The organism is Pontixanthobacter sp. CEM42, assembly GCF_017812015.1.
Taxonomy (GTDB): Bacteria; Pseudomonadota; Alphaproteobacteria; order Sphingomonadales; family Sphingomonadaceae; genus Pontixanthobacter.
The window spans coordinates 740,452-762,066 of the sequence record NZ_JADQTN010000001.1 but is presented as its reverse complement, the minus strand read 5'-3'; the positions used below and the strand labels follow the sequence as shown (position 1 = coordinate 762,066).

23 protein-coding genes are annotated in these 21,615 nt (G+C 56.9%); 3 read left to right on the top strand and 20 right to left on the bottom strand.

The genetic code is table 11. The features are described 5' to 3' along the window. Nucleotides 1-4: 4 nt before the first annotated feature. From J9777_RS03690 to pgi, 17 genes are all read right to left on the bottom strand, one after another. Entirely contained in the window at nt 5-412 is a 408-nt protein-coding gene (locus tag J9777_RS03690; RefSeq protein ID WP_209347417.1) for a lysozyme inhibitor LprI family protein, read from the bottom strand. A gap of 2 nt (nt 413-414) precedes the next feature. Continuing rightward, the gene (locus J9777_RS03685; RefSeq protein ID WP_209347416.1) at nt 415-1,209 is read right to left on the bottom strand and encodes a DUF3445 domain-containing protein; all 795 of its coding nucleotides are present in this window, start codon (nt 1,207-1,209) and stop codon (nt 415-417) included. 121 nt (nt 1,210-1,330) lie between these two features. Next, nucleotides 1,331-2,368, bottom strand: a complete 1,038-nt coding sequence (gene bioB / locus J9777_RS03680; protein ID WP_209347415.1) for a biotin synthase BioB — start codon at nt 2,366-2,368, stop codon at nt 1,331-1,333. Continuing rightward, nucleotides 2,361-2,771: a hypothetical protein gene (locus tag J9777_RS03675; protein ID WP_209347414.1), complete on the bottom strand. Its 411-nt coding sequence runs from the start codon at nt 2,769-2,771 to the stop codon at nt 2,361-2,363. The genes bioB and J9777_RS03675 overlap by 8 nt, the downstream gene beginning before the upstream one ends. Beyond that, the gene (gene scpA, locus J9777_RS03670; RefSeq protein WP_209347413.1) at nt 2,768-4,927 is read right to left on the bottom strand and encodes a methylmalonyl-CoA mutase; all 2,160 of its coding nucleotides are present in this window, start codon (nt 4,925-4,927) and stop codon (nt 2,768-2,770) included. Before scpA ends, J9777_RS03675 begins: the two co-directional genes overlap by 4 nt. Before the next feature lie 122 nt (nt 4,928-5,049). Next, nucleotides 5,050-5,823: an enoyl-CoA hydratase-related protein gene (locus J9777_RS03665; RefSeq protein ID WP_209347412.1), complete on the bottom strand. Its 774-nt coding sequence runs from the start codon at nt 5,821-5,823 to the stop codon at nt 5,050-5,052. 216 nt (nt 5,824-6,039) lie between these two features. Next, entirely contained in the window at nt 6,040-6,480 is a 441-nt protein-coding gene (gene mce, locus J9777_RS03660) for a methylmalonyl-CoA epimerase (protein WP_209347411.1), read from the bottom strand. Nucleotides 6,481-6,493: 13 nt separating this feature from the next. After that, nucleotides 6,494-7,000, bottom strand: coding sequence for a hypothetical protein (locus J9777_RS03655; RefSeq protein WP_209347410.1), 507 nt, complete (start codon nt 6,998-7,000; stop codon nt 6,494-6,496). Then, nucleotides 7,000-8,532, bottom strand: coding sequence for an acyl-CoA carboxylase subunit beta (locus J9777_RS03650; RefSeq protein ID WP_209347409.1), 1,533 nt, complete (start codon nt 8,530-8,532; stop codon nt 7,000-7,002). Before J9777_RS03650 ends, J9777_RS03655 begins: the two co-directional genes overlap by 1 nt. 80 nt (nt 8,533-8,612) lie before the next feature. Continuing rightward, on the bottom strand, nt 8,613-8,822 hold the full coding sequence (locus J9777_RS03645; protein WP_209347408.1) for a helix-turn-helix transcriptional regulator: 210 nt from the start codon (nt 8,820-8,822) through the stop codon (nt 8,613-8,615). Beyond that, nucleotides 8,822-9,448 carry a DUF2975 domain-containing protein gene (locus J9777_RS03640; protein WP_209347407.1) on the bottom strand — a complete coding sequence of 209 codons (627 nt, stop codon included), beginning with the start codon at nt 9,446-9,448 and terminating at the stop codon, nt 8,822-8,824. The genes J9777_RS03645 and J9777_RS03640 overlap by 1 nt, the downstream gene beginning before the upstream one ends. Nucleotides 9,449-9,538: 90 nt before the next feature. Beyond that, nucleotides 9,539-10,261, bottom strand: a complete 723-nt coding sequence (locus tag J9777_RS03635; protein WP_209347406.1) for an SDR family NAD(P)-dependent oxidoreductase — start codon at nt 10,259-10,261, stop codon at nt 9,539-9,541. Next, a complete protein-coding gene (locus tag J9777_RS03630) occupies nt 10,261-11,283 on the bottom strand; it encodes an NAD-dependent epimerase/dehydratase family protein (protein WP_209347405.1) in 1,023 nt (340 codons plus the stop codon). The genes J9777_RS03635 and J9777_RS03630 overlap by 1 nt, the downstream gene beginning before the upstream one ends. A gap of 64 nt (nt 11,284-11,347) precedes the next feature. Next, the gene (gene gorA, locus J9777_RS03625; RefSeq protein WP_209347404.1) at nt 11,348-12,697 is read right to left on the bottom strand and encodes a glutathione-disulfide reductase; all 1,350 of its coding nucleotides are present in this window, start codon (nt 12,695-12,697) and stop codon (nt 11,348-11,350) included. Nucleotides 12,698-12,828: 131 nt separating this feature from the next. After that, nucleotides 12,829-13,560 (bottom strand): CDP-alcohol phosphatidyltransferase family protein, encoded by a 732-nt coding sequence (locus J9777_RS03620; RefSeq protein WP_245228500.1) that lies wholly within the window; start codon nt 13,558-13,560, stop codon nt 12,829-12,831. A gap of 86 nt (nt 13,561-13,646) precedes the next feature. Then, nucleotides 13,647-14,003, bottom strand: coding sequence for a hypothetical protein (locus J9777_RS03615; RefSeq protein WP_209347403.1), 357 nt, complete (start codon nt 14,001-14,003; stop codon nt 13,647-13,649). 3 nt (nt 14,004-14,006) lie between these two features. Beyond that, on the bottom strand, nt 14,007-15,557 hold the full coding sequence (gene pgi / locus J9777_RS03610; RefSeq protein ID WP_209347402.1) for a glucose-6-phosphate isomerase: 1,551 nt from the start codon (nt 15,555-15,557) through the stop codon (nt 14,007-14,009). Between the two features lie 125 nt (nt 15,558-15,682). Here pgi and lepB point away from each other — a divergent pair, with 125 nt between their 5' ends. The 3 genes from lepB to era are packed head-to-tail and all read left to right on the top strand — an operon-like array spanning nt 15,683 to nt 18,161. Next, nucleotides 15,683-16,570 (top strand): signal peptidase I, encoded by an 888-nt coding sequence (gene lepB, locus J9777_RS03605; protein ID WP_209347401.1) that lies wholly within the window; start codon nt 15,683-15,685, stop codon nt 16,568-16,570. Then, a complete protein-coding gene (gene rnc / locus J9777_RS03600) occupies nt 16,567-17,253 on the top strand; it encodes a ribonuclease III (RefSeq protein WP_209347400.1) in 687 nt (228 codons plus the stop codon). The genes lepB and rnc overlap by 4 nt, the downstream gene beginning before the upstream one ends. Continuing rightward, nucleotides 17,250-18,161: a GTPase Era gene (gene era / locus J9777_RS03595; RefSeq protein ID WP_209347399.1), complete on the top strand. Its 912-nt coding sequence runs from the start codon at nt 17,250-17,252 to the stop codon at nt 18,159-18,161. Before rnc ends, era begins: the two co-directional genes overlap by 4 nt. An 8-nt stretch (nt 18,162-18,169) precedes the next feature. Here the strand turns inward: era and J9777_RS03590 are convergent, their stop codons facing one another. The 3 genes from J9777_RS03590 to topA all read right to left on the bottom strand — a co-directional run bounded on the left by J9777_RS03590 (nt 18,170) and on the right by topA (nt 21,592). After that, on the bottom strand, nt 18,170-18,592 hold the full coding sequence (locus J9777_RS03590) for a hypothetical protein (protein WP_209347398.1): 423 nt from the start codon (nt 18,590-18,592) through the stop codon (nt 18,170-18,172). 167 nt (nt 18,593-18,759) lie between these two features. Beyond that, nucleotides 18,760-18,942, bottom strand: a complete 183-nt coding sequence (locus J9777_RS03585; protein ID WP_209347397.1) for a hypothetical protein — start codon at nt 18,940-18,942, stop codon at nt 18,760-18,762. Nucleotides 18,943-19,048: 106 nt separating this feature from the next. After that, the gene (topA, locus tag J9777_RS03580; RefSeq protein ID WP_209347396.1) at nt 19,049-21,592 is read right to left on the bottom strand and encodes a type I DNA topoisomerase; all 2,544 of its coding nucleotides are present in this window, start codon (nt 21,590-21,592) and stop codon (nt 19,049-19,051) included. Nucleotides 21,593-21,615: the final 23 nt, after the last annotated feature.

Below are 21,615 nucleotides of genomic sequence, written 5' to 3'. Positions count from 1 at the left end.
GTTCCTATTGTTCGATCAGGAATTGAAGCTGTTGGGTCCGGTCTTTGGTCAATTTCGTCTTACATGTCGAGACCAACAACGGCTCCAGCGAACCGCCTCGAGCATAGTATCCCTCGCTACGGCAATGCGCGTCGCGAAAGATAATCCAAGCTCGCTGCGCATCAAGCGCAGTCTGGAAGAAACCAGGCTTGTCATCCTCAACGTTTCCGTGGCCGTCCATCCATTGCGCATCACGCTCTTTCAGAATGGCCGAGGTTTTGGACCATTGTGCGTTCAGTTCAGCATCAGCGGCGAGATAATCTTGATGCGCGCAATAGTTCATTTCCTGTTGCGCCAACGGGTCGTTGCAATTCCAATCTGGATGTGGAGCCACTGTTACGACGCGCGCGAGAAGTAGCAGTTCAACAATCATGTTCAAATCTCTCCCTTGTTCTCACTATAGGCAATAAGCGCATCTGCAAAGTGATGTGCAGCACGACGTTCACCCTCCCCATCCAGCAAAGAACTGACCGATTGCGCTAGCATGGTTACGTTCTGTGGAGACAGCGCGCCAAGCGGCGAAACATATACGCCAATCGTAAACAGGATCGCACCCGTCGCGGGCAAGCGGCGCAATGTCTGGCGTTCGCTGCGTACAAACAGCGTATCGCCTGCATTCGTCGCGTTGACATTACCGAATGCGACCTCGGGCGGTGCATCCGCGATCCAACGCAGGTCGGGAGTCGGTGCAATAAACCAGTTGCAGCGTCCGAATATCTTGCCCGGTTTGAGCTTCGTCATAAAATGATCGACACCGCTAGCCAGTTGCTCGGCATAGCCTTGGATAGGCGCGTGCATAGCGGCAAGTGGCAGACCCATTTTATCCTTGGGGTGCCAATCCGTGGGATAGGCAACCGCTGCGCCAATCAGCCGGTAGAAATCCTCATCCGCGAATTTCTTGAGCAGGCACATATCTTCGTGATGCGCTTTCGCGGCTGCCAGCAAACCACCATCGACACCGAGCATCACGGCTAGCTCTTGCCCGGGTTCATCCGAGTACTGCGTGCGTTGCACACCCTCGGGATGCTCTGCAAACGCAGTCGCACGTGCCGCCAAGTCAGGATCGGGTTGCAACCACTCCTCTTCCGATAGAGCGCACAGCCCCATCCGCAACTGCTCGCCACCCCGCGCTTTTGGAAGCAGTTCGTTGACAGAAAAACCTAAGGCCACTTCTCCCTCTACACGTCATCCCCGCGAAAGCGGGGACCCAGAGTAGAACAGAACAAACCCAGCCACTCTAGATTCCCGCTTCCGCGGGAATGACAAACAGGGGATTCCAAGCAAGACTGCCTCACTCCGCAGGCACACCCTCAGCCATCTGCTTACTCGCAGCCTGTCCACCACACGCGCGCATCGGTTCCTCACCCTGCAGGGCGGTCATACCGAGCCGCTCGAACAACGCGGCGTCGCTGTCATCGCCCGCATTGGGTGCGGTCAGCAATTTGTCTCCGGTGAAGATCGAATTCGCGCCCGCCATGAAGCACAGGGCCTGCGTCGCATCGCTCATGCTCTCTCGGCCAGCGGACAGACGCACCATGCTCATCGGCATCGTGATCCGCGCTACTGCGACCGTGCGGACAAATTCGATATCATCGATTTTCGCGAGCGGCGTATCGTGCAGCATATCGCCGAGCACTGTGCCCTTCACCGGCACCAGAGCGTTGACCGGCACACTCTCCGGATGCGCCTCAAGGGTAGCCAATGTATGTACGAAGCCAACGCGATCGTCGCGCGTTTCGCCCATGCCCACGATACCGCCGCTGCACACATTGATGCCCGAATTGCGCACGTGGTCGAGCGTTTCGATACGCTCCTCGAACTTGCGCGTGCTGATCACCCGCTCGTAATATTCGGGGCTGCTATCGATATTGTGATTGTAATAATCGAGCCCCGCCTCGGCGAGCATATCTGCCTGCTTTTCAGTCAGCATACCCAGCGTCATGCAGGTTTCCATGCCCATTTCGCGCACGCCCTTCACTATCTCGACAATCGCAGGCATGTCGCGGTCCTTCGGATTGCGCCACGCCGCGCCCATGCAGAAGCGCTGACTGCCATGGTCCTTCGCCTGCGCCGCCGATTGCAACACCGCCTGCACGTCCATCAACTTGGTCGCCTCGACGCCCGAGTCCGCCTTCACCGACTGCGAGCAATAGCCGCAATCCTCAGGACAACCGCCGGTTTTGATGCTGAGCAAAGTACAGAGCTGCACCTGATCCGGTGGATGGTTCTGGCGGTGGACCGAGGCAGCTTGGAAGAGCAGTTCGGTGAACGGAAGGTTGAAGAGGCCCGCAATTTCTTCGCGGGTCCAGTCGGTACGGACGTTAGTCATCAGCTTGTCTCTTTTGCTTATCGAGCGGAGATGCTTCTCTAAATTGCTCTGCGAATCTCTCTTCAGAAAATCCCAACTCGGGTGCGTTCTCTTTGATCCAGCCAATCACACAAGCTCTCGACTCCTCGTTGGCATTGAAGATGTCGAAAATTCCAATATCTACTCCGCCGAGGTGATCGATCCGATTGGCAACTTTGCAATCTCTGGTTTGTTGCCGAACGTGGCGCATTTCGGCAATCGAGCCAACGGCTACGCTTTCCATATTATAAATCGTAAAAGTACCATCATCGTAAAGTGGTTCGCAAACTCTTGGGTCGCGTATTGGTGCATCCTGCTCGCAGCCTATAGGGACCTCTTTCGGCGGTTCGGGCGTTGTTAGCGCAAGAAGCAAAAACTCGATCACTCCGCCGCCTTGCTCAACTCTTCACCCGCTGGCGGCATATTGTGACCGAGCAGGCGCAGCATATCGGCGCCGCATTCGACCACGTTCGAACCCGGGCCATAGATGCCTTGCACGCCAGCTTCGCGGAGGAAGTCGTAGTCCTGCGGCGGGATAACACCGCCTGCGACGACTTTGATATCCGCACGCCCCACACCTTTGAGCAAGTCAATTAGTTCGGGGATCAAAGTCTTATGCCCCGCTGCGAGCGAGCTTGCGCCAATGGCATCGACTTCGTTCTCGATGGCCATTCTCATCGTCTCTTCGGGCGTCTGGAACAGCGGTCCTGAGACCACCTCGAACCCCATATCGGTGAAAGCGCTGGCGATCACATTTGCGCCGCGATCGTGACCATCCTGCCCCATTTTTGCGACCATAATCTTGGGCTTGCGGCCAAGACGGTTTTCGACCGATTGCACGCCGTCGAGAACCTGCGCCCAGCGCTTGTCGAACTCGTAGGCGGTTTTGTACACGCCCTTCACCGGCTTCGGCGTAGTGTCATAACGCCCGAACACTTCCTCCATCGCTTTGGAGATTTCGCCGAGCGTCGCCCGGGCACGAGCTGCGTCGACTGCCAGCGCCAGCATATTCCCATCGGCCTTCGCGCCTTCGGTCAATGCTGTGAGCGCAGCCTGGCACGCAGCCTCGTCCCGGCCTTCACGGTTCTTCTTAAGCCGTGCGACCTGGCCCTCGCGAACCTTGTGATTGTCGACTTCCAGCGTCTCAATCTGCTCTTCTTCGGACAGCCGGTATTTGTTGACGCCGATGATGACATCCTCGCCCTTATCGACGCGCGTTTGTTTCGCGGCGGCGGCTTGCTCGATCCGCTGCTTGGGCATTCCGCTATCGACCGCTTTGGTCATCCCGCCGAGGCTGTCGACTTCGGCCATCAGCACTTCGGCTTCCTCGACCAGCTTTGCGGTCAGAGCCTCAACATAATAACTGCCGCCCAGCGGATCGACGACATTGGTGATGCCGGTTTCTTCCTGCAAAACCAGCTGCGTATTACGCGCGATGCGGGCGCTAAAATCGGTCGGCAGCGCGATGGCTTCATCGAGCGCATTGGTGTGCAGCGACTGCGTCCCGCCCAGCGTCGCTGCCATAGCCTCAACCGTTGTGCGGATAACGTTGTTATATGGGTCCTGCTCTTGCAACGACACGCCCGATGTCTGGCAATGCGTCCGCAGCATTTTGCTCCGTTCAGACTGCGCACCCAGATCGTCCATAACCTTGTACCACAGCGTCCGCGCAGCGCGCAGTTTGGCGATCTCCATGAAGAAGTTCATGCCGATGCCGAAGAAGAACGACAGACGCCCGGCAAAGGCATCGATATCAAGCCCGGTGGCCATCGCGCTTTTCACATATTCCTTGCCGTCAGCAATCGTGAAAGCGAGCTCTTGCACCGCAGTCGCACCGGCTTCGTGCATGTGATAGCCGCTAATCGAAATGCTGTTGAATTTCGGCATATTGGCCGAGGTGTATCCGATGATATCCGACACGATCCGCATGCTCGGCGCAGGCGGATAGATATAAGTGTTGCGGACCATAAATTCTTTGAGAATGTCGTTCTGGATCGTGCCGCTGAGCTGCTCGGTCGAAACGCCCTGCTCCTCACCCGCGACGATGTAAAACGCCAGCACCGGAATCACCGCGCCGTTCATCGTCATCGAAACCGACATCGTTTCGAGCGGGATCTGGTCGAACAGGATTTGCATATCCTCGACCGTATCAATCGCCACGCCCGCCATGCCGACATCGCCCACAACACGTGGGTGATCGCTGTCATATCCGCGATGGGTGGCCAGATCGAAAGCGACCGATAGACCCTTTTGCCCCGCGGCCAGATTGCGGCGGTAGAATGCGTTGGATTCTTCAGCGGTGGAGAAGCCCGCATATTGCCGGATCGTCCATGGCCGCCCTGCATACATGGTCGCCTTCACGCCGCGCGTAAATGGCGCGAAGCCCGGCAGGCCGGGATCAGCGGAGTCTTCTTCAGTGTAGAGCGGCTTTACCGTAAAACCCTCTGGCATTTCCTTAGTGAGATCGCGGCCCTTGGACTCTCTGTCGGCAAGGTCTTGCCAGTCAGAAACGGTCGGCCCGGTTGTATTGGTGTCGGTCATGCGAACCCGATACACACTTCGTCATCCCCGCGAAAGCGGGGACCCAGAGTAAATCTCGGAAAATGCCACTCTAGGCTCCCGCTTTCGCGGGAGTGACGCGGGGATGTAAGTGGCGCGCCCGCCTACTTACCCTTAAACTCGGCCCTGCGCTTTTGCAGGAAGGCCATGCCGCCTTCCATCGCATCCGCGCTGGCACCGGCTAAACGTTGGCCCTCGGCTTCGTTTACGAACACTTCCGGCAAAGTTCCGTCGAGAGCGATGTTGATGTTCTCTTTCATCGTGCGGAGCGCCAATGTCGGGCCATTCGCCAGTTTCTCCGCAAGCGCACGCGCCTCTGCCATCAGATCATCGGCTTCCACCGCTTTGTAGACCAAGCCCCATTCCTCGGCTTGCTCGCCGCCGATTTTTTCACCCAGCATCATCATCCGGGTCGCCCGAGCGCGGCCAATTGCGCGCGACAGCAGCCATGTGGAACCGCCATCAGGCACTAGCCCGATATTGACGAAGGCCTGCAGGAAATAGGCCGACTTGCTGGCGATGGTGAAATCCGCCGCCAGTGCAAGCGAGCAACCCACACCCGCCGCCGGGCCATTGACCGCGCAAACCACCGGGACCGGCGCGCGCAGCACTTGATTGATCGCAGGGTTGTAGTGGTTTTGCAGCGCCTGATGGCTGCCGCCTTTTGAATCGCTTGACCGTGCTGACAGATCAGCGCCTGAACAGAAGCCCTTGCCCTCGCCCGTGATCAACACAGCGCGCGCATCATCGAGATCGTAAAAGGCATTGCCAATCTCGTCTGCCATTGCCGGGGCCATCGCATTGAGCCGCTCAGGCCGGCTCAGCGTGATAATCATCAGCGGGCCGTCCCGCTCTACCTTGATAGTTTCGTAGCTCACAAAGCTCTCCCATGCGTCCGGTTACGCGTTTTCATTTGCGACTGACTTTGCCGTGCGCGCTGCCGCTTAGCAAGTCCGCTACGGCGCGCTGCGTCCAACACTCCTCGTCATTCCCGCGAAAGCGGGGATCCAGAGCCAAACAGTGCAGACCAAGCCATTCTGGATTGTGCTGCGCACGTCTTCGACTCCCCGCTTTCGCGGGAATGACGGGAGACGCTAATGCCCCTCACCCTTCGGCGTTTCCATGATTTCAGTCAGAATGCCCTGCATATCCTTAGGGTGCAGGAAGAAGATTGGCGTACCGTGCGCACCGATGCGTGTGGGGCCGAGGATGCGCTTGCCCTGCCCCTCAAACCATTCACGAGCCGCCGCAATATCCTCAACCTCGAAACAAACATGATGTTGCCCGCCCAGCGGGTTCTTGGCGAGGAAGCCATTGATTGGTGAGCTTTCATCATACGGCTCAATCAACTCGATCTGCGTGCCGTCCATTCCTGTCGGCGTCGGTGTGTTGACGAAGCAAACCTTCACCCCCTGCTCGGGCAGACCGAAGGCTGCAACAATATCCGTCGCACCCATCGTTTCACGATAATGCGCGATGGAGTCTGCGATGGAGGGCGTTGCAACACCGATATGATTGAGGCGGCCTAGTTTCATTTTTCTTCCTTCGTCATTCAGCAAGCGGAGCAAATTCGATGCTCGGATAGAGCTTGTCCTCATTCCCTAGAACATTGATCGTTGCTGCACGTGACCCATAGTAACTTTTGATCGCTGCCACGCCCATGTCAGACGAAGGAATGTAGTTTCCGTCAACCACTATTCCTCTGTTCAATTCGACAGCCAGATTAAGCAGGTTATGTCGCGGTCCGACCGTTGACGAAACAGGTCTCGGGGCACCAAACCAAGCAAGAAAGAAATCGATGCCGAAACCAAGGTCATCGAACGTTGGCTCGCCCGGATGCCTTCTGATGCCAGTTCGTTCGGACACGCTAACTTTCTCGGCGAATTCATGTCCCATCGGACACGATTTCATAATTCCTAGACGTGCCATCATATCCGGAACGGCATCTAGCGAGTTTTCGTAACAGTGTTCGTAAACACGACCAGATTCAGCTTCCTTACAAGCCAATTCGATCACGTCAGCCAATGCCCAAGCCGCACTCTCATATTTATCCATCACAACGGAATATTGTCATGCTTCTTCCACGGGTTCTCAAGCTGCTTATTCCGCAACTTGCGTAACCCCAGAGCAATCCGCCGCCGCGTGGAGTGCGGGTAGATGACATTGTCGATATAGCCGCGCTGCGCCGCTACAAACGGGTTGGCGAAGGCGTCTTCATATTCCTTGGTTCGCTCGGCGATTTTGTCTGGGTCGCCGATGTCTTTGCGGAAAATAATCTCCACTGCGCCCTTTGCGCCCATCACAGCGATTTCGGCGGTGGGCCATGCATAGTTGAGGTCGCCGCGAAGGTGCTTACTCGCCATCACATCATAGGCGCCGCCATAGGCTTTGCGAGTGATCACGGTGATTTTGGGCACGGTCGCCTCGGCATAGGCGAATAGCAATTTCGCGCCGTGTTTGATGATGCCGTTATGCTCTTGCGCAGTGCCGGGCAGGAAGCCGGGGACATCGACAAAAGTCAGGATCGGAATTTCAAACGCATCGCAGAACCGCACAAAGCGCGCGGCTTTCTTTGACGCGTTGATATCAAGCACACCCGCGAGCACCATTGGCTGGTTCGCAACCACACCCACTGTGCGTCCCTCGATCCGGCCAAAACCGCACAGGATATTGCCCGCATGGGCCGGCTGCACTTCAAAGAAATCGCCTTCATCCAGCGTCTTACGGATGACTTCGTGCATATCGTAAGGCTGGTTGGCGTTGTCGGGGATCAGCGTGTCGAGGCTGGGTTCCTCGCGATCAAACGGATCGGCAGTGGGCCGCTCCGGCACGTCTTCGCGGTTCGATAGCGGCAGATAGTCAAAGAAATCGCGCGTCGCGAGCAGCGTTTCGATATCATTCTCAAACGCCAGATCCGCAACCGAAGTCTTGGTGGTGTGCGTCACCGCGCCGCCCAATTCCTCCTGCGTCACGACTTCATTGGTGACGGTCTTCACCACGTCGGGTCCAGTGACGAACATGTAGGAGCTGTCCTTCACCATAAAGATGAAGTCGGTCATTGCGGGTGAATACACCGCCCCGCCCGCACACGGGCCCATAATCAGGCTGATCTGCGGCACAACACCGCTCGCCAGCACATTGCGCTGGAACACATCGGCATAGCCGCCAAGGCTGGCCACGCCTTCCTGAATCCGCGCGCCGCCGCTATCGTTCAACCCGATCACAGGCGCGCCATTTTTCATGGCGGTTTCCATCACTTTGCAGATTTTCTCCGCATGGCGTTTAGACAGCGAGCCGCCGAACACAGTGAAGTCCTGTGAGTAAACATAGACCAGGCGGCCGTTGATGGTGCCGCTGCCGCAGACAACGCCGTCGCCTGGAATTTTCTGTTCCGCCATGCCGAAATCGACGCAGTCATGCTCGACATACATATCGACTTCTTCGAAGCTGCCTTCGTCTAGCAGCACATCCAAACGCTCTCGCGCGGTTAGTTTGCCCTTGGCATGCTGCGCATCGATCCGCTTTTGACCGCCACCCATTCGTGCGGCTTCGCGGCGTTTTTCCATTTCGGCGATATTGGCTGACAAATCGAAGTCCCCTGAAAATCTATCCCAATCGCCTAGCGACCGCGCGCCGTGAGCGTCAAGAAAACCCGTTCAAGAACATATCATTCGTCGGAACGGTACTCCAGAATGTCACCCGGCTGGCAATCGAGTTCCTTACAAATCGCATCAAGCGTTCGGTAGCGCACACCCTGCACCTTGCCGGTCTTGAGCAGCGAGAGATTGGTGTTGGAAATGCCAATGCGGTCGGCGAGCTCTTTCAAGCTGACCTTCCGCTTGGCCATCATAACATCCAGGTTGGTGACAATCGGCATTAGACAACACTCTCGCTATCGTCCTGAAACCGTTTCCCGGATTGGAAAGCGCTGGCCGTGACAAAGGTGATCAACGCAAGCAGCATCGGTATGATCGGCGGCGAATATTCCATCCAGATGTTCTCGACGCCTTTCTGGTTCCAACTGATCGAAGGATGGATGGCGCGGTCGTCCATCGCCGGAATTGCCTCCAAAATCGCATATTGAGTCATGAAGGTGATCGATATCGACAAGACGCTTGCGGCAACAAGAAGCTTGCCGATCCGGCGCAACGAAGAGATGTTGGCATCATTGAAGACCGCCCCTTCACCAATGCAAACGAATAGTCCGCGTAACTGCCAAAAAATTCCCGCTAGAAGCGCCAATCCGACGAGCTGACCAACAAGGCGGGCCGCCCTGAGCCAAGCGTGATCATCGACCCGCACGGTCCCTTCCTGCATCTGCCACCAGGCTGCCATTCCGCCAAGCGGTTCCATGCGGATATTCTCGCTCGAAGCCGGGTAGCTCACCATGTGGAACTTTCCTTCGGAGATCGCCCCGCCAGCCCGCAGCACAGCAACAAGCGCCGCGATCGCGACCAACACCAAAAGCACATTCACAAAACGTTTCGTCCAAACAACGGTCATTATTTCCTCCAGAATTTCCGGGGGTCTAATGCGCGTACTCAAAACGATTCGCAATAGATAATTTACGTTTTACGTAAATTAAATGTCGTTTTAGAAGCGAATCATAAACTTCCGTGCGGCAGCTGGTGACACCGAGTGCATCCGTTTCAGGACCTTCACCATGCCGATATTTACCTCGTCCTTGTCGTTCTCCAGCGCCGCAATTATCTGCCGCGCGCATTCGTCGGCAGGCATCTTCTTGTTCTTGAGGCTGGCAGTCATCTGCGTGTCGACGACCGGCGGAAGAGCCTCGATGATATTGAAGTTTGCACCGCCCACCTGAGCGCGCAGAGCCTGCGTGTAACTGCGCAGGCCAGCCTTCGTCGCGCAATAGACGGGACTGCCCGCATTGGGTGCAATCGCTAGTCCGCTAGTGACGTTGATGATCGCTGCTTCGGGTCTTTTGTGCAGGCGCGGCAACAATGCGGTGATCAAGCGGATCGGCGCATTGAGATTGGCGTAAATGCAATCGTCCGCAGCATCGGGATCGGGCTTATGCTCGCGGAAATCGTGATCGACGCCCTGCCCCGCATTATTGATCAGGATGTCGAGTTCGCGGTCACCCCATGCATCAAGCAATGCATCGACGCCAGCGGCGTTTGAAAGATCGGCAGCAACAGCAACAAAGCCGTCTTTCCGCAATGCCGCCAGTCGCTCTTCATTGCGTCCTGTGACAACGACCACAGCGCCCTTGCCTTTTAGCTGCCACGCCATTTCGCGGCCAATTCCAGCACTGCCTCCGGTCAGGAGGACGACTTTTTCAGTAAGTTCCATCAGACTTTGACCACTCCATGTTCGATCAGGCTCTTGCCGCAATCAACGATACTTTCTTCCTCAGGCCGTGTTTTCCAACCAAGGCGTTTTTCTGCGTGCGACCGATCAACATGGCGGCTTTTGCCGAGTTCCGATTTGATTGAGCGAACACCGGCGTTGAAGATTGATAGGATGCTGACCATCCAGTTCGGCATAATCTTGGTCGGCACTTTCTTGGAATGTCCGGGCGGCAAGCCCGCCCGCAATGCCGCGCCCACTTCGATCATTTTCATAAATCTCCCCGCCGCGAGGAAGCGCTCGCCAGCAAGACCCGGCTCCTCGAGACACTGCACATGCAACGCTGCCACGTCGCGTGTATCCACCACGGCAAAGCCGAGGTCGGGCGCCATCGGCATTGATCCATCCAGTAGTTGTTTGATCGCTTCCACACTGGCCGAGAAGTCGCCGCTATCGACAGGGCCTAGCACCATAGACGGATTGACCGAAACGAACTCCATATCGCCGCCTTCAGCCTTCACCCAGTCGCGCGCGGCGCGCTCGGCTATGGTTTTGGATTTGACGTAAGGATAGACGTCGGGATGCGTGATGTCGGTCCAATCGCTCTCGTCGACCGTGTAGTCTTTCTCACTTCGGCCATAGGCGACCGCGGCCATAGAACTGGTCTGTACGAACCGCTTCACACCCGCCGCTTTGGCAAAACGCAGCGCCCGCAAAGTGCCTTCGCGCGCAGGAACGATCATCTCGTTCTCGTCTTTGGGTGTACTGGCGGCGATCGGTGATGCAACGTGGCAAACATGGGTGCAGCCTGCGTTGGCATCAGCCCAACCATCATCACTCATCAAATCGGCTTGAAAGACTTTCAGTGCATCACCCGGCCGGCCAAAGCGCGTTTGCAGCATCGCTTCGCTCTTGGCTTTGTTGCGCACAGTGGTGTGGACGGTCCATCCTTTTGCAAGCAACTGCTTGATAATCTCGCCGCCAATATAACCCGTGCCGCCAGTGACAAGTACCGTTCCCGCCATCGTCTCTCTCCTTGCGAACAGAGAGGCTAGCGGGAACGGTTGCTTCCAGCAACTGATAGTGGGCCTACTTCAGCAGAACAAGCTCTTCCGCCATCGATGGATGGATCGCCACGGTCGCGTCAAAGTCAGCCTTGGTCAGACCAGCTTTCACCGCCACGGCGAAGCCTTGCATGATCTCCGCAGACTCGGGTCCGATCATATGAATGCCAACAACTTTGTCCGTCGCTGCATCGACGATCACTTTATACAAGCCGCGCTCGTTCCGGCCTGCGACAACATTTTTCATCGGGCGGAAGTCTGACTGGAACACTTTGATGTTGCCCAGCTTGTTGCGCGCTTCGCCTTCGGTCATGCCAACAGCGGAGATAGGCGGATGGCTGAATACTGCGCTCGGAATGTGATCATAGCTGACCGTTTTCGGGTCATCATTAAACACGGTGTCAGCAAAAGCCTGCCCTTCGCGAATGGCAACGGGCGTCAGCTGGACGCGGTTGGTCACATCGCCCACGGCATAGATGTGATCGACATTGGTCTTCGAATATTCGTCGACCAGAATTTCGCCGATCTTGCCTTGTTCTACCCCCACCGTGTCGAGGCCCAAGCCGCTGACATTCGGGTTACGGCCTGTCGCAAACATCACGACGTCGACATCCATATCTTCCGACCCGTTCATTTCGACATGGAGCGAACCATCGTCGTTTTTCGTGATGCTTTTGAAAGTCGTGTTGAAGTGGAACTGGATGCCTTTCATCAAGCTGATTTTCAGCAAGCGATCGCTCAGTCCTTCATCATAGGACCGTAGCAATTTGTCGCCGCGATTGACGATGCAAACCTTGCTGCCGAACTCGTTGAAAATGCCCGCAAACTCATTGGCAATATAGCCACCGCCTGCGATCATGACGCGCTTGGGCAGCTCGTCCAGATGAAACGCCTCGTTAGAAGTAATCGCGAGGTCGCTACCCGGGAAGTCCAGCACTGCAGGCTGAGCACCGGTCGCGATCAGAATGTATTTCGCGGTAACGACCTTGCCGCTGGCGAGCGTGATTTCGTGCTCGCCAGTAATCTCCGCGCGCTCGTGGAAGATCGTGACGTCGTGGTTCTCTAGCGTTTCGGTGTAGAGGCCATTGAGCCGGTCGACATCGCCCAAGACTGTATCGCGTAGGCGTATCCAGTCAAATGAGGGCTCACCCTCTAGATCCCAACCGAACTGCTTGGCATCCTCCAAATCCTCGGCAAAATGCGCGCCATAGACGAGCATTTTCTTGGGCACGCAGCCGCGAATAACGCAGGTGCCGCCAACGCGGTATTCTTCGGCCACGGCAACCTTTGCGCCATGCGCTGAAGCCACGCGGGAGGCGCGAACGCCACCGGAACCGGCACCGATGGTGAACAGGTCGAAATCATAGTCGGACATTGGAATTCCCCATTCTGCGGCTCAGTGCACGACGTATCGCGCCGCGCGGACCGCTCATTCTATTGCTGTGATATGGCGTGATATACAGCGAATGCAATCACCCCTCTGACCAATGGTTCGCTCGGCGCAGGCTATTGGTTACGAGAGCGCCAATCATCATTGCGCGCAGGCTCCTGCTTGCCAAGCCGCCGTACAGTGCTGAGCGTCTGAATGATAAACAACAGCAGCAATATCGCGCCGATCACGCCGGTGAAAATATCGAAACCGGAAGTCTTACCGAACCAGCCCGGGCCGGCGCCGAAGCCGAGCATAGCCAAGGTTAGCGCGATGAGCATAAAGCGCAGCTCGGTCGGCCCGGCATTGAGGTAGGACAGCTTCATTTCGCCCAGCACCCGCACCGCCAAGAAAGCGTGCACCGAAAGCAGCAAATATCCGATCAGCGCAAACAGCGCCAAATCAAGGCTGACATAGGGTGTCAGGCCGATCCCGCCGACAATCATCGTAGTGCCCAAAGCATCGCAGCTATGGTCGAGGAAATAACCGTAGCGCGGCCGCTCAATCTTGCGGAACCGCGCCAGACTGCCATCGGTGGAATCGCCAAACCAATGCAGCACATACCCAGCGATACACAGCCACAGCCACGCCGGATTCTGATTGCTGCCGATGTACCCAAGCAGGATAATCAGCGCACCAACCATCCCGACGCCGGTTAGCATATCAGGCGTCACCCAAGCAGGCATCCGCGCGCAGATAACATTGAGCAAGCGCCGCTCATTCTTGGCGAGGAAATTCTCTTGGATGCGGTCGACCGGCTCCATCACCGGAGGCGTGGTGGTTTCTGATGTATCGAGGGGGTTATGCATTACGAACTCCGGTGTTGCCGGATTTCGCATAAAAGCGGCAAGCCAGCGCCGTAGCGTGTTCGAGCTATTTCACAAGGCCGTGATCGTTACCGCTTCCCGCAAGAGGCCTGCGCAAGCCGAAATGTGATACCTTGCTTCTCAACCAAAACACTATCGCCAACCTCACAGTCGCGAACTCTGTCATTTGTAACGTGTATTGCCCCAACAACGCCATTTGCGGTCTCAAAAGACATCAACGTCTGATTGGGCCGATAGCTTTGAGCAAGCGCAGCCGTACCAAATCCGATAATCTTCGCATCAACGGCGATCCAATGCCCGGCGCGCTGTTGCTCGCGCCACTGGAACGCCGCAACAATTGCAATCACCAGCGCAGCTAGTACCGCGTAGGCTTTCCAGCCTCTTCTTACCTCTCCTGAAATCCGCATGATTAACAGGTTATCCATGGATCAACTTAGCCCAGCTTGTCCCAACAGCGCCTCGGTACTCGCATCAAAGCTCTGCCCGCCGCCTTCAATCGCATTCGCCATTTGCTTGCCGAGCTCCACACCGAACTGATCGAACGGGTTGATGCCCATCAGCATAGCGCTGGCAAAGGTGCGGTGCTCGTGGAACGCGATCAGCGCGCCTAGGGTTGCAGCGTCCAGATCATCGCATAGCATCGTTGCGCTTGGGCGATTGCCTTCGAAGTTGCGCGCGCCGTCTTCGCTTTCCTTGCCCGCCATCAACGCAGCGCCTTGGGCGAAGCAATTGGTCAGCAAGATACGGTGATGCGCCGGGTCCAGATCATCGCCCGGTGCGATGCTGGCGATGAAGTCCACCGGGATCAGATGCGTGCCCTGATGCAGCAACTGGAACACCGCATGTTGCGCGTCAGTGCCTACCCCGCCCCATGTGATCGGCGCGGTCGGGCCCTCTACTGGATCGCCACCAGCGGTTACACTCTTGCCGTTGCTCTCCATCTCCAATTGCTGGAGATAATCGGGCAGCAGATCGAGTCGCTCGTCATAGGCGAACACAGCGCGTGTCTGGCATCCGCGAACCCGCGCATAATAAAGGTCGGCAAACGCTGCGCGCAGCGGAAGGTTCGCTCGGCCATCGGCGTTCTGGAAATGCAAATCGACAGCTTGTGCGCCCGCCAGAAATTCCTCGAACTCGTCCCAACCAATCGCAAGCGCGACCGGGAAACCGATACTGGACCAGAGCGAGTAACGCCCGCCGACAGTCTCTTCGAATGGCAGAATGCGCGTTTCATCGACGCCCCACTCGACCGCTTTGTCGGGGCTGGCCGTCAGCGCGACAACGCGGCCTGATGGATCATCGACGCCATTGTCCTCCAGCCATTTGAGCGCGCTGGTGGCGTTGGTCATGGTTTCGATGGTGGTGAACGTTTTGGAGGCCACCGCGATCATTGTGGTTTGCGGATCGCACGCCGCAAAGGCCTGCTCCAGTGCCGTGCCATCAATGTTCGACACCACGTGCACGTCGACTTTCGCGAAATCTCGCGTCAGCGCGTCAATCGCCAGCGCAGGACCAAGCGCAGAACCGCCAATACCGACATGGATCAGGTGTTTGATATCGCCCAGCGCACCATCATGGATCGCCTGAACCAGCATTTTCATCCGGGCGTGGAGCGCCATCGCCTCTTCAACCGCCGCGTCAGTGCCAACACCTCGCTGCGCCGTATGCGTCGCCGCGCGACCTTCGGTGTTGTTGATTTCTTCGCCGCCGAACATCGCCGCGCGCTTGCCGCTGAAATCCATCGCCTCGGCCAGCTTTTCAAATTCGCTCAGCAGCGCGTCATCCAAATGGGTTTTGGACCAATCGAACTGGATGCCGGCGGTCCATTGAGCACCTTCCTCGCCGAGCGTATCTTCTCCGCTCCATTCGATCCGGTCGGACAGCTTGCTCACCCGTTCGCCATCGTCAAACAGCTCCAGCAAACTGCGCTGTGGCATTGCTTTCAATTCGGTCCAGATCGCAGCTGCGGCGTCGCTCATGCAAAATTCCTTCCTATGCGGCGCTCCACCGAGTAGGGGCTACGGCATTGATTTGGAACCCATGGAAAAGCCGCGGATACGAATTTTCGCGCGCGGGGATTTAAGCTGGAAAGCACGCCTACTGTATGACTGAACCGACCACCTCTGCGGATACCACGTCACCGGAAGCCACCGACACACCCGAAGACACCGCGATCACCTCTGATACCAATGCCGCCAAAACTGAGGGTAAGCCGGAGAAAAAGGAAGACAATTTCTTTGTCTTCCTGATCAAGCTGGTGGTGATTGTGCTGGTATTCCGCAGTTTCATTTTCTCGCCGTTCAACATCCCAAGCGAGAGTATGCTGCCAAATCTGCAAAACGGCGACTATCTGCTCGCGGCGAAATGGCCCTATGGCTATTCGAAATACTCGCTGCCCGGCGAAGTGCCGCTAATCCCGGGCCGGATTTTCGCAGGTGAGCCAGAGCGCGGCGATATCGTGATATTCAAACATCCGGTCGACGGCACCGACTATATCAAGCGCGCAATTGCCCTTCCCGGCGATACGGTCGCGATGGTCGATGGGCAGGTGATCCTGAACGGAACCCCGATCCCGAAAGAGCGGATCGAGAATTTCGAGATCGAAGTGACGCCTAACACCAAATGCCACGGTCAGGCAGAGCAAGTCACCAAGCCGGACGGCACCATCGTGTGCAGCTACGCGCAGTTCCGCGAAACGCTGCCATCGGGCGAAAGCTACAATGTGCTCGATTTCGGCCCGATGCCGATGGACGACTATCCCGAATTTACGGTGCCTGAAGGCAGCATGTTCGTGATGGGCGACAATCGCGACAATTCGCAAGACAGCCGCTTCCCCGCCATGCCAGGCGGCGGAGTGGGCATTGTCCCGCAGGACCTGCTGGTCGCGCGCGCTAGCGTGATTATGTGGTCGACCGATGGCTCATCCGAATGGATCAAGCCGTGGACATGGTTCAGCGCAGCACGCGGTGATCGCATCGGTACCGGGCTATGAGTAGCAAACCGCTCGGCAAGCTAGAGAAAGGCGCGAAGTCCTGGCTCCAGAAACACGGCTTCGCCATTGAAGACGAAGCGCTGTGGGCAGAGGCTTTGACGCATGGTAGCACCGGCGAAGATCGCGATTACCAGCGGCTAGAGTTTCTGGGTGACCGCGTACTTGGCCTGACCATCGCGCATTGGTTGTTCGAGCAGAATCGCGGTCAGGAAGGCGCGTTGGCACAGCGGCTCAATGCTTTGGTCAGCAAGACGGCGTGTGCAACGGCTGCCCGCGAAATCAGCGCTTCGAAGCATATCCGCCTTGGCAAACAGGCCCGAGATGATGGTGCGGCGGAAAGCGAGAATGTCCTTGGTGACATTATGGAATCGCTGCTCGGCGCAGCTTTCATCGAAAGCGGTTTCGATGTGACTGAGGCGCTGATCCGCAAACTATGGGCACCGCAAGTCGATGGCACGGCTGGCAAGAGCAAACACCCCAAAAGCGCGCTACAGGAATGGGCGGCCGGCAATCAGCGCCGCCCTCCCCGCTACAGCTTGATCGACCGCTCTGGCCCCGATCACAAGGCAAGCTTCACCGTGCGCGTTGAAGTCCACAATGTCGGTGAGGCAGAAGCCACCGCATCAAGCAAACAAGAGGCGGAAACCAATGCCGCCCAGAACTTTATGGAGCGCTTCGGATGAGCGACGGGCAGAACACTCACGAAAACCCGAAATGCGGTGTAGTGGCCGTGATCGGCGCACCGAACGCAGGCAAATCGACGCTAGTGAACCAACTCGTCGGCCAGAAGGTCGCGATTACCAGTGCCAAGGCGCAAACCACGCGCGCGCGTTTGATGGGCATTGCGCTGCACGAGGAGACGCAGATCATCCTGGTCGACACGCCCGGCATTTTCGCACCCCGCCGTAAGCTGGACCGCGCGATGGTCACATCTGCTTGGGAAGGCGCGGAAGATGCCGATGCGATTGTCCTGCTGGTCGATCCGATCAAGCAGCGCCGCCATGAAATGATCCCGCTGGTCGAGGCGCTGATGAAACGCCCCGAGCGCAAGATTCTGGTGCTCAACAAGGTCGACAAGGCGGTGAAGGAACCGCTGCTCGAGCTGGCGCAAGAACTGAACGATATGCTTCCGTTTGAGGAAGTGTATTTCGTATCAGCCCTCACCGGTGATGGCGTGGACGAACTCAAAGACCATCTCGCAGGCCTGATGCCCAAAGGCGTGTGGCATTATCCCGAAGACCAAGTGAGCGATGCCAGCGAACGCCTGCTCGCGACCGAAATCACCCGCGAACAGCTTTACAAGCAGCTCCACGAAGAACTGCCCTATGACAGCGCAGTACGCCCCGAAAGCTACACTCAGAAAAAAGATGGCAGCGTAGAAGTCCGCCAGCAAATCGTAGTCGGCCGCGAGAGCCAGAAGCCGATTGTGCTCGGCAAAGGCGGCTCGATGATCAAGTCGATCGGCGAGGCTGCGCGGAGAGAACTCTCCGAAGTCCTAGGCCAGAAAGTGCACCTGTTCCTTCACGTGAAGGTCGATGAAAACTGGGCTGAAGACAAAGAAATTTTCGAAGAGATGGGGCTGGATTTTTGACGGTGCAGCTAGAGCCCCGAAGAGCGACAACTCTGCTTTCTGAATTCAAAAACTCTGCCGCGCTCCATCTCTGTTACTAAAAGGTCGTAATTGTCGCCAGAACGCTCAACGAAAAGAGTTATTGAACCCTCCTTGGTTGGTCGGTCCTGAAACACCAATTTTCCGTCGATCAGATGCGGCAAGACTCTCGGCGAAGCGTATATATGTGGCGCTGGATTTCGACCAAAAATGCCGAACTTGAAATCAGTGTAGATCAACTCGTCATTGAAGAACATTTGGCTGTCGTCGATCCTAACGGTCTGGCCCGGCAATTCGTGAGCCGTGTAACAACCATCCAGTATGCTGTTATCAAAAATCGTGGGTTCGCCCTTGCCGCACGCAACCAGCGATACGGAGAGACTGAAAATCAACAACAATCGCGTGACATCCATCCGGACATTTCCTTTATCTCAACTACCCTGACTTTGGTTCTAGGCAGCAGAAGAGTAAATTCGTCACCCTGGCCTTGTTTAAGGGTCTATTTCTCCGCCCGCACGATTCCGGCCATGAGTCATCCTAGATGCTGAAACGAGTTCAGCATGGCGGGTGCGAGGGAGCACTAACGCTTCTTGGCAATCGCGATCTTGTTCTGTTTCGCGAATTTCTTGGTCGATTCCTCGCTGCGGTTTAGCGCTTTGGCGATTTGTTTGAGGCCCTGCCCTTTGCCCGCCAGCAGGCGCAGCTTGCCTGCTTCCTCAGCATTCCAGGGCTGTTTGTGGCGGGTGAAGACTTCTTTGGGCATAGGGTTCGCCTTCCAATCATTCGTCATTCCCGCGAAAGCGGGAATCTAGGGTAACCAAGCGCTGCACCACACTGAATTCCCGCTTTCGCGGGAATGACGGATAGGGTCATTTTTTCGCGGCGGCCTTTTTCTTTGCAGGCGCTTTCTTCTTCGCAGCCGGCTTCTTCTTACGCTTCTTCGGCGGGCCTTTGGCGATCCGCTCGTCGAGCAATTGGATCGCTTGTTCCTCGGTCACATCCTCTGGTTTGATATCCTTGGGGATGGTCGCGTTGTTGGTGCCATCGGTGACGTAGGGGCCATAGCGGCCGGGCAGGACTTTCATCTCGCCGCCGCTCGTCGGGTGTTCCTTAAACGTCTGGATCGGCTCTGCCTTAGCCCGCGTCCCGCCTTTGCGGTTTGCAGCCTCAGCGATCAGAGCAACCGCGCGGTTCATGCCGATCTCGAAAATCTCCGCAGTATTCTGGAGCTTTCCGTATTTGCCATCCGAGCGAACCGCAGGCCCATAACGCCACAAGCCAGCCTCAATTTCCTTACCGGTATCGGGATGCTCACCGACAATGCGCGGCAGATCGAGCAGTTTCACCGCCCATTCGAGATCGAAATCGTCGAGGTCTTTGGGAATGCTAGCGCGTTTGGCGTCTTTGCCCTCGCCCATCTGGACGTAAGGGCCGAAGCGGCCTGATTTGCGTTCGATAGGCAGATCGGTTTCGGGGTGGTTGCCCATCACCTGATCCTGCGTGCCTTCATCGCCATCTGCGCCCGGTTGGGCGAAGCGACGAGTGAATTTGCACTCGGGGTAATTCGCACAAGCGACGAATGCACCGAAACGGCCACCGCGCAGTGCCAAGCGGCCACCTTCGCGGCCTTCTTTGTCGCATAACGGGCAGAAGCGGGCATCTTTGCCGTCTTCACGTTCAGGAAACAGGAAGTCTGAGAGATATTCGTCAAGCACTTCGGTGACTTCCGAAGGCTGCTTCTCCATCACCTCGTCGGTCTTGGGCTTAAAGTCTTTCCAGAACTTCGCGAGCAGCGCCTTATATTCGGCCTTACCGTCCGACACGACATCAAGCTCGTCCTCGAGTCCTGCGGTGTAATCATAGGCGACGTATTGCGCGAAGAACCGTTCGAGGAACGATGTCAGGAGCCTGCCCGATTCCTCTGCAAAGAAACGGTTTTTCTCCATCCGCACATAATCGCGGTCGCGCAGAACCTGAATGGTCGAGGCGTAAGTCGACGGGCGGCCAATGCCGAGCTCTTCGAGCCGTTTCACAAGGCTGGCTTCGGAATAGCGCGGCGGTGGCTGGGTGAAGTGCTGGTTCGCCTCCACGGCCTTCTTCGCCGGGGCATCGCCCTTGTTCATTACCGGAAGAAGGCCCGAATCCTCGTCCTTCTTGTCGTCGAAGCTTTCTTCATAAACAGCGAGAAAGCCGGGGAATTTCACGACTTGTCCGGTTGCGCGCAACTCGTGCAGCCCAGCCGGATCGCGCATGGTAACCGTCGTCCGCTCAAGGCTGGCAGACTGCATCTGGCTCGCCATCGCGCGTTTGAAGATCAGGTCATACAGCTTGGCTTCGTCGCCCATGCTGGCCTTGGCTTTCAGGAAGCTGGTAGGGCGGATCGCCTCGTGCGCTTCTTGCGCGTTCTTGGCTTTGCTCGAATAATGGCGCGGCTTCTCGGGCAAATAGTGCCCGTCAAACCGGTCCGAGATAGCTTTGCGGCAAGACGAGATCGCGCTGCCATCCATCTGCACACCATCGGTCCGCATATAGGTGATCAGACCCGCTTCGTAGAGCTTCTGGGCGCAGCGCATCGTGTGGCTGGCATTGTAACCCAGCTTGCGAGCGGCTTCCTGCTGCAGGGTCGAAGTTGTGAATGGCGGAGACGGATGCCGTTTCTGCGGCTTCGTCTCGACTTCCTCGACTTTGAACGGAGCGTTCTCGATCTTAGCTTTGGCTTCGAGAGCGCTGCCCTCATTGCCAATCGTCAGCTTGTCGAGCTTCTTGCCGTCATATTTTACCAGACGCGCATCGAAGGCGGTGCCATCATGCTCCATCTTGGCGAGGATCGACCAATATTCGTCGGCCTTGAACGCCTCGATCTCACGCTCGCGGTCAACGATGATTCGCAGCGCAACCGATTGCACACGCCCTGCACTCTTAGCACCGGGCAGCTTGCGCCAAAGTACGGGACTGAGGGTAAAGCCGAACAGACGGTCCAGCGCGCGGCGACCGAGATAGGCATCGACCAGATCCATATCGATCCCGCGCGGCTTGCCCATCGCTTCGGTGACAGCGGTCTTGGTAATCGCGTTGAATGTCACGCGGTCGACATCTTCGGGCAGAGCCTTGCGCTTCTTTAGCAGCTCCAGCACGTGCCACGAGATTGCTTCACCTTCACGGTCAGGGTCGGTCGCGAGAACAAGGCGTGTGGATTTCTTAGAGGCGTCGACAATCGCCTTCACCTGATCCTTATTGCGTTTGTCCTGATAGACTTCCCAGCTCATCGCGAAGTCATCATCGGGACGAACCGCGTCATCCTTCTTCGGGAAATCGCGGACGTGACCATAGGAGGCGAGAACTTTGAAGTCCTTGCCCAGATAGTTTTCGATAGTCTTCGCCTTCGCGGGCGATTCAACGATGACAAGTTGCATGGAAGTTTGTGCAGTCCTTACGT

What these genes read in the sequence shown, in the direction of transcription:
- J9777_RS03690 (WP_209347417.1), bottom strand. Translation starts at nt 412, where the DNA reads ATGATTGTTGAACTGCTACTTCTCGCGCGCGTCGTAACAGTGGCTCCA.
- bioB (WP_209347415.1), bottom strand. Translation starts at nt 2,368, where the DNA reads ATGACTAACGTCCGTACCGACTGGACCCGCGAAGAAATTGCGGGCCTC.
- scpA (WP_209347413.1), bottom strand. Translation starts at nt 4,927, where the DNA reads ATGACCGACACCAATACAACCGGGCCGACCGTTTCTGACTGGCAAGAC.
- mce (WP_209347411.1), bottom strand. Translation starts at nt 6,480, where the DNA reads ATGAAACTAGGCCGCCTCAATCATATCGGTGTTGCAACGCCCTCCATC.
- J9777_RS03655 (WP_209347410.1), bottom strand. Translation starts at nt 7,000, where the DNA reads ATGGATAAATATGAGAGTGCGGCTTGGGCATTGGCTGACGTGATCGAA.
- J9777_RS03645 (WP_209347408.1), bottom strand. Translation starts at nt 8,822, where the DNA reads ATGCCGATTGTCACCAACCTGGATGTTATGATGGCCAAGCGGAAGGTC.
- J9777_RS03640 (WP_209347407.1), bottom strand. Translation starts at nt 9,448, where the DNA reads ATGACCGTTGTTTGGACGAAACGTTTTGTGAATGTGCTTTTGGTGTTG.
- J9777_RS03635 (WP_209347406.1), bottom strand. Translation starts at nt 10,261, where the DNA reads ATGGAACTTACTGAAAAAGTCGTCCTCCTGACCGGAGGCAGTGCTGGA.
- J9777_RS03630 (WP_209347405.1), bottom strand. Translation starts at nt 11,283, where the DNA reads ATGGCGGGAACGGTACTTGTCACTGGCGGCACGGGTTATATTGGCGGC.
- gorA (WP_209347404.1), bottom strand. Translation starts at nt 12,697, where the DNA reads ATGTCCGACTATGATTTCGACCTGTTCACCATCGGTGCCGGTTCCGGT.
- J9777_RS03620 (WP_245228500.1), bottom strand. Translation starts at nt 13,560, where the DNA reads ATGCATAACCCCCTCGATACATCAGAAACCACCACGCCTCCGGTGATG.
- J9777_RS03615 (WP_209347403.1), bottom strand. Translation starts at nt 14,003, where the DNA reads ATGGATAACCTGTTAATCATGCGGATTTCAGGAGAGGTAAGAAGAGGC.
- pgi (WP_209347402.1), bottom strand. Translation starts at nt 15,557, where the DNA reads ATGAGCGACGCCGCAGCTGCGATCTGGACCGAATTGAAAGCAATGCCA.
- lepB (WP_209347401.1), top strand. Translation starts at nt 15,683, where the DNA reads ATGACTGAACCGACCACCTCTGCGGATACCACGTCACCGGAAGCCACC.
- rnc (WP_209347400.1), top strand. Translation starts at nt 16,567, where the DNA reads ATGAGTAGCAAACCGCTCGGCAAGCTAGAGAAAGGCGCGAAGTCCTGG.
- era (WP_209347399.1), top strand. Translation starts at nt 17,250, where the DNA reads ATGAGCGACGGGCAGAACACTCACGAAAACCCGAAATGCGGTGTAGTG.
- J9777_RS03590 (WP_209347398.1), bottom strand. Translation starts at nt 18,592, where the DNA reads ATGGATGTCACGCGATTGTTGTTGATTTTCAGTCTCTCCGTATCGCTG.
- J9777_RS03585 (WP_209347397.1), bottom strand. Translation starts at nt 18,942, where the DNA reads ATGCCCAAAGAAGTCTTCACCCGCCACAAACAGCCCTGGAATGCTGAG.
- topA (WP_209347396.1), bottom strand. Translation starts at nt 21,592, where the DNA reads ATGCAACTTGTCATCGTTGAATCGCCCGCGAAGGCGAAGACTATCGAA.